At 71.3% G+C, this 11,816-nt stretch carries 11 protein-coding genes; 6 read left to right on the plus strand and 5 right to left on the minus strand.

Going from position 1 to position 11,816, the window contains the following annotated elements; all coding sequences use genetic code 11:
* Positions 1 to 12: 12 nt before the first annotated feature.
* On the minus strand, positions 13 to 234 hold the full coding sequence (locus ACFWUZ_RS32090; RefSeq protein ID WP_384380880.1) for a hypothetical protein: 222 nt from the start codon (positions 232 to 234) through the stop codon (positions 13 to 15).
* Between the two features lie 181 nt (positions 235 to 415).
* On the opposite strand from ACFWUZ_RS32090, the gene ACFWUZ_RS32095 reads away from it, so the two are divergent.
* The 5 genes from ACFWUZ_RS32095 to ACFWUZ_RS32115 all read left to right on the plus strand — a co-directional run bounded on the left by ACFWUZ_RS32095 (position 416) and on the right by ACFWUZ_RS32115 (position 4,983).
* A complete protein-coding gene (locus tag ACFWUZ_RS32095; protein WP_384380883.1) occupies positions 416 to 1,684 on the plus strand; it encodes a hypothetical protein in 1,269 nt (422 codons plus the stop codon).
* A 199-nt stretch (positions 1,685 to 1,883) separates the two neighbouring features.
* Positions 1,884 to 2,261, plus strand: coding sequence for an HIT family protein (locus tag ACFWUZ_RS32100; RefSeq protein ID WP_384380886.1), 378 nt, complete (start codon positions 1,884 to 1,886; stop codon positions 2,259 to 2,261).
* Between the two features lie 17 nt (positions 2,262 to 2,278).
* Positions 2,279 to 2,743, plus strand: a complete 465-nt coding sequence (locus ACFWUZ_RS32105) for a nucleoside 2-deoxyribosyltransferase domain-containing protein (RefSeq protein WP_384380908.1) — start codon at positions 2,279 to 2,281, stop codon at positions 2,741 to 2,743.
* A 38-nt stretch (positions 2,744 to 2,781) separates the two neighbouring features.
* A complete protein-coding gene (locus tag ACFWUZ_RS32110; protein WP_384380889.1) occupies positions 2,782 to 3,114 on the plus strand; it encodes a hypothetical protein in 333 nt (110 codons plus the stop codon).
* Positions 3,115 to 3,153: 39 nt separating this feature from the next.
* Entirely contained in the window at positions 3,154 to 4,983 is a 1,830-nt protein-coding gene (locus tag ACFWUZ_RS32115) for a zeta toxin family protein (RefSeq protein WP_384380892.1), read from the plus strand.
* On the opposite strand, the gene ACFWUZ_RS32120 is transcribed toward ACFWUZ_RS32115, so the two are convergent.
* Both ACFWUZ_RS32120 and ACFWUZ_RS32125 read right to left on the minus strand, forming a co-directional pair.
* Positions 4,946 to 5,395: a hypothetical protein gene (locus tag ACFWUZ_RS32120; RefSeq protein WP_384380895.1), complete on the minus strand. Its 450-nt coding sequence runs from the start codon at positions 5,393 to 5,395 to the stop codon at positions 4,946 to 4,948. The genes ACFWUZ_RS32115 and ACFWUZ_RS32120 overlap by 38 nt on opposite strands.
* A gap of 76 nt (positions 5,396 to 5,471) precedes the next feature.
* A complete protein-coding gene (locus tag ACFWUZ_RS32125) occupies positions 5,472 to 5,774 on the minus strand; it encodes a hypothetical protein (RefSeq protein ID WP_384380898.1) in 303 nt (100 codons plus the stop codon).
* Between the two features lie 116 nt (positions 5,775 to 5,890).
* Here ACFWUZ_RS32125 and ACFWUZ_RS32130 point away from each other — a divergent pair, with 116 nt between their 5' ends.
* The gene (locus ACFWUZ_RS32130) at positions 5,891 to 8,566 is read left to right on the plus strand and encodes an ATP/GTP-binding protein (RefSeq protein WP_384380900.1); all 2,676 of its coding nucleotides are present in this window, start codon (positions 5,891 to 5,893) and stop codon (positions 8,564 to 8,566) included.
* A 476-nt stretch (positions 8,567 to 9,042) separates the two neighbouring features.
* Here ACFWUZ_RS32130 and ACFWUZ_RS32135 read toward each other — a convergent pair whose 3' ends face one another.
* Positions 9,043 to 9,336: a hypothetical protein gene (locus ACFWUZ_RS32135; protein ID WP_384380903.1), complete on the minus strand. Its 294-nt coding sequence runs from the start codon at positions 9,334 to 9,336 to the stop codon at positions 9,043 to 9,045.
* 325 nt (positions 9,337 to 9,661) lie between these two features.
* Positions 9,662 to 10,510: a hypothetical protein gene (locus ACFWUZ_RS32140; RefSeq protein ID WP_384380905.1), complete on the minus strand. Its 849-nt coding sequence runs from the start codon at positions 10,508 to 10,510 to the stop codon at positions 9,662 to 9,664.
* Between the last annotated feature and the right edge of the window lie 1,306 nt (positions 10,511 to 11,816).

Here is an 11,816-nt window from a genome sequence, read left to right on the forward strand (position 1 = left end):
TTCAGGGCGCGGTCAGGGCGGTGACTCCGCCCACGTCTCCGGGCCGCCACCACGCCACTCCACGAACTCGCCCGGCGTGAGGTCGAAATCTTCCGCGTTCTCCATCCCGGCCTGCCTCAGCAGCTCCGGAATGTCGGAGGCCCGGTATGCCGTACCGAGGATCTGCCCGTCGAAGCGGACCTTCCTCCAGCCGCGCTCGTCGGGCTCATAGACCACCAGCTTGGGGATCGACATCTCCCCACCCTTGTCCGCGCCGGGCTGTCGCGCATCAGGAAGTCGCCGGACTGGCGGCCCACGGCAGGCCGCCACCCTCTCCAGCCGGACCATGTCAGGGGCGGTTGGGCCTATTGGTTCTAATGGGTCTAATCCAGGGTTCCGTGTGTGCGGCTGTCCGGACGTGGCTACCGTGCGGGGCGTGACGAAGAAGCCCGACCTCCTGGACGAGGTGCCCGAGCTGCAGGAAGCCGTGGACGCCGTATGCGAAGCGGCGCCCTCCGACGCCCGCCGTCGGCAGATCCGGGCCCACGCCCGCGAGCTGGTCCGCGCCCTCCAGCACCCCGGCCACCCGCTCAGCACGGGCGACGACCTCGCCGACATCTTCGACCTCGAGTCGCTCCGGGCGTACGAGCGCCTGGCCCTCGACGGCGAGCTCCGCGACCGCGGCGAGAAGCGCCCGACGAGTGAGGCGACGGCGATGGTGCGCTCCGGGGTGATGGCCCTGCTCCAGCGCGAGCTCGGCCTGGAGGTCCACTACCTGCGCCAGCTCAAGGAGCTCCCCCGTAAGGAGCCGGTCGACGTGGCCCGGCGCGAGCAGCTGCGCGAGAGCCTGGTGACCCTGGCCGACTACGTCGGTCGCCGCACCCGCTGGAGCGTCGAGGGCGGCCTGATGGAACACGGCTACCCCCGCTGGGTGCGGATGCTCGCCATGGCCTCGGTGGTCCTGGACACCGGCGCCCGCGTCGGAGAGCTGTGCGCGCTGCGCCTGGAGGACCTCTCCCCCGCCCTGGGCGAGGTCCGCATCCGGCGCCACCCGCAGAACGCCCACCCCGACAGCCCGGTGTCCGTCGAGGTCTACCCGCTGCGCCGGGCCACCCGGGCTGCGCTCCAGCGCTACCTCTTGGTGCGCCGCATGCTGATGGGTGATGTCACCGGGGGCGCCGACTGGCTGTGGGTGTCCGTACGCGGCAACCACGGCGGCGTCGTTGCCGAGAACGCCGAGCCCGAGTACCGGCCCGCCGGCACCGCCCTGCAGGCGTGGGGCACCGGCCGCGCCTACGGAGCCACGGTGACCCGGGTGAACATCGACCTCGCCGGGACGCCGGGCTGGTCGCCGCTGCCGGTACGGATGGAGCAGCTGCGCCGCGGGGTCGCGCCCCCCGAGCTCCACCTGGTGCCGCCCGCCCCAGATGCGGAGAAGGCCGCCGAGCTGATGGACCGGCTGGAGAAGGCCGCCCGCCAACTTGCCGCACTCACCGTTGCCCGGGAGGCGGCGACCACCGGCCGGGCCGCCCGGGACAAGGCTCGCCATGTCCTGCGCGAGGCCTGGCGCCTGGGCGTCGAGCATCAGGTCCAGCTCACCGCACTCAGTGCCGGGGGCCTGCTCGCCGTCGACGCCCCGCGCGCGGGATGGGAGCCGGAACTGCTGCGGGCCCTGGACAGGGCACTGCACCTCACCCCGCTTTAGACCTGTTAGACCCAACGCCCCCGACCATCCGCGCAGGTCGGGGGCGCACCCGTGTCCCCAATCCCCGTTAGCCAATTATTTGTTGGCCAAGCACACGTTGACATGCCAACTTTGAGTTGGCATTCTTCCGGTGTCGGGATCACCCGGCAGCACCGCAAAAGACCCATTAGACCTAACACCCCTAACCCGAAGGATGGGAATGGAGAACTGCGTCTTCTGCTCCATCGCGGCCGGCACCGCCCCGGCCGCCGTCGTCCGCGAATGGCCCGACGCTCTCGCGATCCGCCCGCGCACCGGCGGAGTAACCGAGGGCCACGTCATGGTCATGCCGCGCGTCCACGCCGCCGACGCCGGCACCGACCCGGAGGTCACCGCCGCGGTGTACCGCCGCGCCGCCGAGCTGATGGCCGAGCAGCCCGCCGCGAACCTGATCACCAGCAAGGGTCGCGAGGCCACCCAGTCCGTCTTCCACCTCCACGTTCACGTCGTGCCCCGCCAGGAGGACGACGGCCTGCCCCTGCCCTGGACCCCGCAGCACGCCGCCCGCGCCACCGCCGAGAACGGAGACCACCGGTGAACGCCATCGACGTCGTCATGGCCCGCGAACCCCTCCCCGCCGGGCCCTCCGTGTTCCTCGCGGGCCCCACCCCCGACAAGAGCGCCCCGGTCCCGTCCTGGAGGCCCGCCGCCGTAGAAGCCCTGGCCGCGCAGTGGACCGGCGAGCAGCCGCTGACCGTCCTGACCCCCGAGTCCCGCGACGGCAAGCGCGCCGACCGCTACGAGCACCAGGTCGACTGGGAGACCGACGCCCGCGCCGCCGCGAGCGCGATCCTCTTCTGGATCCCCCGCGACCTGCGCACCCTGCCCGGCATGACGACGAACGTGGAGTTCGGCCTCGACGTCGCGTCCGGCAGGGCGGTCCTCGGCTGCCCGCCCGACTGCCCCAACCCCGAGCGCAACCGGTACCTGATCTACGTCGCCCGGCGCCACGGCGTCCCGGTCCTCACGACCCTCCACGACACCGCGGCCGCCGCGCTCGCCCTCATCACCGCCCGCTGAACCGCCCACCCCGGCCCGGCCGGAGAAGGAGACCCACCATGAAGCCGTCGCAGGAGATCGCCCGCATCACCGGCATCCAGTCCCCGGCCCGACAGGCCGAGGCTCACGAGGGCCTGGCCGACCTGGCCCCCGCCGCGGCCGCCGCCCTGCGGCTCCTCGCCGACGCGATCCGCCAAGGTACCGACCACGACGTCGTCGTCGAGGCCCTCAAGCAGGCCGGGGTGCACGACGCGTTCGCCGACGTCCTCACCGCCGCCTCCACCGCCGTGATGGACGACTTGGAGGACCCGTACGAGTTCGACGGACGCCTGCACGTCGACAACCTCTCCGACGCGGCCTCACAGGTCCGCGACGCGTTCCGCTGGCTGTAGTCGCCCGACCCGCACAACCGCACCAGGAAGGAAGGAGCAGTGACCACCGGCACCGTGTCCGCCGTGCCCCTCGGGGAGGCAGAGCACCAGCAGATCCTCGCCGCGTGCTTACCCCAGTGGACGGCGGGCGCGGTCCCGCAGGACCAGCCCGTACTCGTGGTCGTCGCCGGTCAGCCCGGCAGCGGCAAGACCACGATCGCCGAACTGCTGCACACCGCGCTGTCCGCCCGCGGAGGCGCCGTCCGGATCAGCAGCGACCTCTACAAGAGTGCGCACCGCAAGTACGCCCGACTGCGGGAGCAGGACGTACGGACGGCCGGAACAGGGGTCCGCCCGGACACCAGGCGCTGGCAGGCCGAGGTCGAGGCGTACGCGCGCTCGGCCCGCCTCGACGTGGTGCTGGAACTGGCACTGGCGGATCCGTCCGAGATCCGGGCAGTGTCCGCCGTCTACCGGGCGGCCGGATACCGGATCGAGCTGGTGGTCCTGGCCGTCGCGGACGCAGTCAGCCAGCTGGCCGTCCTGCAGAGGTTCTTCGGCCCGGACGGCCGCTACGTCGCCTGGGACAACCAGGACGCCTGTACGACCGGCCTGCCAAAGACCGTGGCGCTGGTCGAGGCGGAACGGCTGGTGGACCGGGTGATGGTGGTCCGCCGCGGACTGGTGCCGCTCTACGACAACGAACTGGCCGCCGACGGGTGGATCGGCCCGGAAGCCGCGGCCGCCGTGCTGCAGGCCGAACGGCTGCGCCCCTGGGACGGCCCCCAGACTCGTGTCTTCCGCCGCGACCTCGTACGCGCGGAAGTCCTCGTCCACGACGAGCGTCTGCCGGCGGACCGCAGGCTTGCCGTGTCCCGGGACGCCGAGCGGGCCGCCGCCGCCGCCGAGCCGGTCCGCCGTATCGCCCACCCTCTTCCCGGCCCGCCCGGCACCGGCTACCACCGGCTGAACGCCGACGAGCACGCCTGGGTCTTCGACGAGCTGATCGCCCCCTCGTTCCTGCGCCGGGCCGTCTTCCGGCCGGACCCGCTGGTGGTCTACCTCGTCGCCGAACCCGGCGCACGGTCCCTGGAAGCCGGATGGATGCTGCGCCGGGCCATGAGGCCGGGCACGGTCCTGCTGGACCCCGGCGTGCTGAGAGGCTCACACCCCGACTACTTCCAGCTGGTCATCGACCAGCCCCGCACCGCACCGGAGGCGGTCCGCCCAGACACCGAGGCGTGGCAGACCGAGGCCGAGGCGTACGTACGCGAGTGGCGCGGCGAGCTGGTGATCAAATCCGCCTTCGCGGACGTGGACCAGTTCATCGTGAGCGCGGCCCGGTTCGCCCGGGCTGGCTACCGCATCGAGGTCGCAGCCATCGCCGCCCGGCCCACCGACAGCCGCCAGCGCACCCTCGTCAACTACGCCAGGGCCCTGGAACTCGACGTGCACTCCGAACTGCCCACACCCGCAGCACACGCGCGGGCCTGCACCGTCGGGGCTGACATCGTGGCGGCCGCGGCCGCCGACCCGGCCATCACGGCGGTCCGCGTGATCGACGGCGACCACCGCGCACTGGGAGCGGACCACTGGGCCTGCTGGTCCCTGGCCGCAGCCCGCCGCCGCCCCTACACCGCGCAGGAGGCAGCACGCTTCCACGCCGTCCAGCGGGCCCTGCACCAGCGCCTGCCGCGTCTGGGCGACGAGCTGAACGGCCTGACCGTCCAGGCGCAGGCCCTGATGCCTCCGGCGTGGCAGGCCCGCCAGGTGGAGAGCAGAGCCGACCGCGAGTACCTGCCGATGCCCGCCTTCCCTGGCCAGCAATGGCCCCCGCGGCCGGGCCCGACTGCTAGTCGGCCGCCGCTGCTTCTCTCATCCGGCGACTGACCTCGTTACCGAAGAACCGAGGCGCGTTCGCGCCGTAGGGAACCCAACAGTCGTACGTCCATGTCTCTGGGTCGAAAACGAAGGAAGCGGTCCACGTCCCCCTTCCGGAGTTGGACCGGAACCGCGCCTCCACGTTGAAGCCGTTCGTGACGACGCTCCTGACCTTGAAGCTGCTCTCGGCGACGGCGCGCACGATGGCGTCGAACTCGATCTCCTCAGGCGTCAGGTTGCGGGCGCCGGGCGACCTGTCGGGTTCGGCAACCCTGGTGCCGGACCGCTTCACGGCGGCCTTGATGAGCAGGCCTGCCGCGATGGCAGCTACGGCGGCGGCGCCCTTGAGCATGCTCAAGGCTGCGCCGTCGGCGGGGGGAGTGCTCCCGCCGTCCTCATTGCGGGCGTTCTGGTCGGGCACGTCGGCCACCCTTCAGGTCCGGGAAGATCTGGCCGTCAGAGTAGGGGGCGTGCAGCCGCGCGTTGAGGGATCGCGGCTATGCGAGACCGTCCTCCTGCAGCTCATGGAGCCGGGCGGCATAGGCCATCGCGATCCGCGCGGTCTCGTCCGCATCCGCGTCGGCCAGCCGGTCAGCGTCCTCGACCGCGCGGTCTCGGGAATCCCGCCACGCGGTCAACACGTCTGCCGTTTCTGGGTCGGGGGAACGGCGGGCGGCAACGAGGCGGGCGTTGTACGCCTCGACCACCCGCATCACCAGCCGATGGGCCTGATCGCGGTCCGTGCCGGGCAGCTGGAACGGGGCCCGGTCAAGGTCTTCGGGAGGGAGCGGGTCGGTCATGGTGGTGCACCTCAAGGCCGTGCTGGCGTACGTGGTCGGCCATTGTCCGTGACGCAGCCTCACCACGTCCTACCTGGGCTTAGGTTGGCCCTACAGGCGATCACGGGGGGTATGCGATGACAGGCAACGGGCGAGATCTGCGGGCGCTGTTCAGTTCGAACGACCGCAGGCTGGAGGCGGCCGAGGCCTTCACCAACCGCCAGGGGCAGTGGGAGCTGGTCCAGGGCGCGCTCGCCGAACACCTGGCCCGCATCAATTCCATCGACGTCGAGGACCTGGAGGCCCCGCGCACCAACGTCCTGGTGTTCCACGGGGTCGGCGGGATCGGCAAGACCACCTTCTCGCGCACCCTGGAAGCCACCCTCGCCGGAGCCGGGGAACGTCCGGCCCGGTGGGGCGAACCCGCCTGGCCCGCCCGCCCGGCACTGCTGCCCGTCCGCGTCGACCTCGCGCGGTCCGCCGGCACCGACTTCGAGCGCATCATCCTGACGCTGCGTCTTGCCCTCGCCGCGCACCTGGGCCGCCCGCTGCCCGCCTTCGACATTGCCTTGAAGCGGTACTGGGAGCACCAGCACCAGGGCGAGAGCCTGGAGGAGTACCTGACCCGCGGCGGACTCGCTGCCCGGTTCGGGAAGGCACTGCCGCAGCAGGTGCAGTCCGTGCTCTCGGACGTCGCCCAGGCCCTGCTGCTGCCCGGCACCGTCGGCACCGCGGTCGGCGCCCTCACCGGCGCGCTGACCACCGCGCTGCGCGAGCGCAGGCAGACCGTACGGGCCCTGGCCGCCTGCCACCGGCTGGCCGACCTCCTGGACGCCGAGCCCGACCTCGACGCCCTCTCCTACTACCCGCACCTGCTCGCCTTCGAGCTCGCCCGGCTCCCCGTCGACCAGGCCGTCGTGCCGGTGGTGCTCCTGGACACCTTCGAGGACACCGGCACCCGCACCCACCGCGACCTCGAACGCCTGCTGCAGCGCCTAGTGTGGCTGATGCCCAACGCGTTCTTCGTCGTCACCGGCCGCGGCCGCCTGCAGTGGGCCGACGCCGGCCTGGAGGGCCAGCTCGACTACACCGGCCCCACGGCCTGGCCGGGCCTGGCAGGGCAGGCCGTCCCCGGCCCCCGCCCCGGCGGCAACCCGACCGGGGCCGGACGGCAGGTCCTCATCGGCGACTTCTCCCCGGAGGACTGCACCGACTACCTCGCCCGACGCCTTACCCGCGACGGCCGGCCCCTCATCGCCCCGGCGCTGCGTGAGGTCATCGCCGACCAGTCCCACGGGCTGCCCCTCTACCTCGACCTCGCCGCCCACCGCTTCCTGGAGATGCACCGCACAGGCCGCACCCCGTCCGCCGGCGACTTCGGCACCGACTTCCCCGCGCTGCTCACCCGCACCCTCGCCGACCTCACCCCCGACGAGCGCCACCTGCTGCGCGCAGTGTCGCTGCTGGACGCCTTCGACCTGCCGCTGGCCACCGCCACCGCCGGCCTGCCGCACCTGTCGGCCGCCGCCCGGATGGTGGAGCGGCCCTTCGTCCGCCGCGACGACTTCGCCCTGTGGCCGTACCACCTGCATGCGCTGATCCGCTCCACCCTGCGCACCGCCGACGACTCCACCGACGACCGCTGGACCGACACCGACTGGAAGCAGGCCGCCTCCCGCGCCCTGGCCGCGCTCGGCGCGCAGTGGAAGGCGGCACCCGGTCCGGACCGGCGCCTGCTCGTCGGCTGCCTGCGCCAAGGCCTGGCCCTGGCCCGCGACCACCGGCTCGACCTGAGCTGGCTCACCGACGCCGCGTTCGCCTACACCGACGACTACGTGTGGGAACCGCTGCCCCTCCCGGCCCGGGACGGCGACGAGGAGATCGCCACCGGCGCGGACGCCCTGGCCGAGCTCCTGTCCGCGCTCGCCCGGCGCCAGCACGAACACCGCTCCACCACCGTCTCCCGGCTCACCGAAGTCCTCGACAGCGGCCTGCTGCCCGCCGAGCTCGCCGACCTGGCCCTGTACTACCGGGCCAAGGCCTACCGAGACCTCGGTCAGGCGACGGAGTCCCGCGAAGGGATGCGCCGGGTCGCCGACGGCGGGGGCCGTCTCGCCCCCGACGCCGCCCGCGGCCTCGCCCACCTGGCCCGCGTGAGCGGCGACTTCCCCGCCGCGCTCGCCACCGCCCGCAACCTGGGCTGGCCCGGCCGCGGCAGCCGCGTCCTGGGTGACATCCACTTCGCCCACGGCGACATGACCCAGGCCGCCACCGCCTTCACCACCGCCCGCACCGAAGCGGAGCAGCACGGCAACCGAGGCGAGCAGGCCATCGCCCAGGCCAACCTCGCCCTCACCTACGCCTTCGCCGACCCCGGCCGAGCTGGCGACGAGATCACCCTCGCCGAGCACCTCCTGACCGGGCTCGACCAGCGCGCGACTGCCCTCACCGTCCAGGTCGCCGCCCTCGCCCGCCAGGCTGGAACCCTCAACACCCTCGACGAGGCCCGCGCCCTGCGGACCGAGATCCACGACGCCGGTATCACCGCCGCCCAGGCCGTCCTCGAACTCGCGCTCGTCTTCCACCACGCCGTCATCGGCGAGCAGGACAAGGCCCAGGCCGCCATCAGCCGCCTCGCCGAACTCACCCGGACCGGCGACTACCGCTACTGCGTCGACGCCGCCCACCACATGGCCGACCTGCGGATGCCCGAGCCCTCGACGGTGTCCTGGCTCGACGGCCCCGACTCCGTTCGTGCCCGCTGGCGTGGCCTGGTCCAGGCCCGCCGCGACCAGCTCCGCGCACAGCAGTAGGAGCGCCGCCCCTCAGGCCCCTGCGCCGGGGAGACGGCCACCTCAGAACAGGTCAGACCTGTTAGGACTAACAGGTCTGGCGGAGACGGCGAAGGGCTGGACCGTGATCGGTCCGGCCCTTCGCCGTCTGCTGCGCGGGGTGTCAGCCGAGGCGGCCGACGTGGATGACCACGATGGTGATGGTGGCCTTTTTCTGTCGGGGGTATCGCGGATCGCCCGGCCTAGCCCACGGCGAGGCTGGGCGCGGGAGCCGGGGCCGGATGTGGTCAGACCTGTTAGACCCAACGGGTCTGACCTCGGCTATATCGGCCGTGCCCCCGGCGGTTCCGTGCGCGGCGTGTGGAATCGCACCTGTTGGCGCCCTGTAATGGGGCATGTAGTGTGGTGAACGAGCCGGTGACCGCGGGTTGCCGGAAGTGGAGCCAGGTGACCTGGGGCAGACCGGGAGCCTGGCTCGGCGCATTTCCGGGGGCGTTTCAGCAGTCGGTGGGCACCTCGAAGTCGAGCAAGGCGTCTCCCAACAGCGCGGTGTACTGCGGATCGCCCTTGCGATGGGCGTGAACGGCTCCCGCGACGATGTCGGAGATCCAGAGCAGCGGCTCAACGTGGCCGTGCACATGATCCGCACGGAACACGGCCCCCTTGGGCAGGACCGTCTGCCGGGCGCGGGCGACCGTGCTGATGTCGCTTTTGTTGAGTGCGGCCTCGCGTGACTCGATGTACAGCTGGTCGACTTTGAACCCGTGCAGTTCGACGACGAGCGCGGTCAAGGACTTACTCCGGGCCCGTTCCTGCCTCCGCTTGGGCACCGGTGTCCCGACGGCCACAACGTGGAGGCCGCTCTGACCGGCTACGAGCTGGGCGGCGTCGCGCCGCTGCCGATGGTCCATCTCGGTCCAATGGGACTTGCTGGTGTCCCGTCGCCCTTTCAGCGCGCGTATTGCTGCACGGACGTCGTCTGTGACGGTGGGGTCGATGATGGTGGCGGCGAGGATGTAGAAGCCGTTCTCGCTGTTCTCGTAGAAGGACTCGTCCAGCCAGGCCGGCTTCTGCCTGCCTGCGGAGTGGGGTCCCCCCTGGGTCTGGTTGATCAGGTCACCCCTTGTTCCGGGAAGGGCTCGCGGCGCTCTTCTTCACAGTCGTGGACTTCGTGGTGGTCGGTGCGGCCTGTCGAGGCTTGCGGGGCCTGGTGATCGCGGTCCGCTGATACAGGTACGCCTCGGTGACGCCGGCGGGGGCGAGTGGAGCCTTCTTGAAGACCTTGATGCGCTCCACGAGCCCGAGGTCGAGGAGCTTCTTCAGCCCGCGTTCGTGGGTGTCCGCGGACCAGCCGTACCACTCGGGAGCCTTCTCGGCCGGGAAGGCAGACCACGCCTTCTCCCGGGCGACGACCAGGAGCAGGGCGAGGGCCGGCAGGTCCAGGTTCTCGTCGTACCCCTTTGCCCAGAACGTGGTCGGGATCTGCAGGAAGCGGTCCTCTTCGGTCTTCCCGGCGGGACGGTCGTACGCCCTGCCGCTGCCGTCCTCCCGCAGCAGGGTGACCGTGATCATGGTTCCTGAGCGGCTGCACTTGATCAGATTCCGGCCCTCCAGCCGGCGCAGGGCCCGCCAGGCGCCGGTTCGGGCGGACTGATCGGTTGCGGTCTCCTGGATGTCCATCAGCCGCGCCCACACCGCGCTGTCGTGCTTGGTCGACCAGCCGGAGGCGCCGTTGCTGCACGCGGCCACGATCATCAGGTACGCCTTCAGGCCTCTGAGGTCGCGACCGGTCACGAAGTCCTTGAGGGGCCCGTGGCGGCTTGCGGCCCCCTTGGGGGCCTGGACGAAGGTCTTGCGCAAGGGCACGTTGAACCGGATCGAGCGCTCGAGAACCTTCGCTCGGGTGTCCCTGCCGGTCGCCTTGAGTTCCTGCATGTCCTGCTCGGTGTGCGATGTCTTCTTCATGCCCCTGAAGGTAGCCATTCCAGTAGGCCCGAACCAAACGATTCAACCCCCCACGAGTTGGACGTCCGAGCGGGTACATGTGAGTGCCAGGTGAAAGTTCAACGTGACAGTCCCAGGTGACAGTTCAACTGGGATGACTAACCTACATGCGCGTGGGGACGCCCCAGCCCTGCAATCTGTACGTGCCGCAGGAGGCTCCGCGGCACGATGGCGTGTCCTACCGACCATCTCGCCCTCGCCGTGGGAAACCGACCAGAGGCAGCACGGACACGGCCCGCAAACGCCGGGGCTACCAGGAGGGCCCCAGGCGATCATGCAGAACGGGCCCAATGCGGGGCGTGAAGGGGGCCAGGAGCGCCGATCTCCGCCTCGGCGCCGGGGAGTGCCGATCGACACCCGAGAGCCGCACAGGCCCGCTCAGGGGCGCGCCGCCCTGTTCTTGTAGTTGCCGCCCGAAGGGCGTCTGTGTTCATCGGCGAAGCCGAGGGGGCCGTGAAGGTCGTGCCCGAAGGGCACCTTTCTCTATTTGACCTGCACTGACTCCTTCAGGGACGCCCCACGGCGCGGCCGCCACACCCGAATGGGTGACGCGGCCGCGCCCCCTCCCTCTGGGCTATTAACAGGGCCTTGCGCCTGCGAGCGGCCGATCCCGTCCGAAGCATGACCCTCCGGTTCTCGGCCCATTCGCCGTCCCACCCTCGGGTTACGACCCTGGCCTGCTACACGAGGAGGTCAAGATCGTTTGCGGCCCGGTGGCGGGCTGAGGTGCCCCAAGCCGGGGTGGTGGGTACGGCGCGGGCCGTACCCACCACCCCGGTCCGAGAACGGCAACGCCCTGTTAATAGGCGGCGGGCGGGTGGGGGTATCGGCGGCCCATCACCGTCATGGTCACCACCGCAAGCCAGTGCACGTCGGGGCGGCGTCCGCCGGCTTTCGACTGCGGCCCGTACGGGGCCGGGCACCAGGAGAGAAAGCGTGGTCGGGGCGGGTGGGACTGCAGCGAGGCCCCCGCGGACCGGGACCGCGTGTACGTCGAGTGGGGCGCACCTTCGTGGGCTGAGGCCAAAGACGGGCCAGCAGCAGAAGCGGGGTTGCTCTGCCCGGCGAAGCCGAGGTCTCTCTCGCTTGTCCGTCACAAGACCAGGCCGAGACGGCGGTGCCGCTGCGGCCAGCGGTACGGGAGAGAGAAGAACTTCTTGGGGGGGCTTATTAGGGGGGAGCGTTTTACCAGGTCAGAGAGGTGCTGCCGTTTTTTTTCCGACCAGGCTGGTCGGAAATCCGTCGGGTCGGGTCGGAAATCCGACCA

Origin of the sequence: Streptomyces sp. NPDC058646 (assembly GCF_042716875.1) — a bacterium.
Classification (GTDB): Bacteria; Actinomycetota; Actinomycetes; order Streptomycetales; family Streptomycetaceae; genus Streptomyces.

Bases quoted from the DNA above. Each gene is read 5' to 3' on its own strand.
- ACFWUZ_RS32090 (WP_384380880.1), bottom strand. From the start codon at position 234: ATGTCGATCCCCAAGCTGGTGGTCTATGAGCCCGACGAGCGCGGCTGG.
- ACFWUZ_RS32100 (WP_384380886.1), top strand. From the start codon at position 1,884: ATGGAGAACTGCGTCTTCTGCTCCATCGCGGCCGGCACCGCCCCGGCC.
- ACFWUZ_RS32105 (WP_384380908.1), top strand. From the start codon at position 2,279: ATGGCCCGCGAACCCCTCCCCGCCGGGCCCTCCGTGTTCCTCGCGGGC.
- ACFWUZ_RS32110 (WP_384380889.1), top strand. From the start codon at position 2,782: ATGAAGCCGTCGCAGGAGATCGCCCGCATCACCGGCATCCAGTCCCCG.
- ACFWUZ_RS32125 (WP_384380898.1), bottom strand. From the start codon at position 5,774: ATGACCGACCCGCTCCCTCCCGAAGACCTTGACCGGGCCCCGTTCCAG.
- ACFWUZ_RS32130 (WP_384380900.1), top strand. From the start codon at position 5,891: ATGACAGGCAACGGGCGAGATCTGCGGGCGCTGTTCAGTTCGAACGAC.
- ACFWUZ_RS32140 (WP_384380905.1), bottom strand. From the start codon at position 10,510: ATGAAGAAGACATCGCACACCGAGCAGGACATGCAGGAACTCAAGGCG.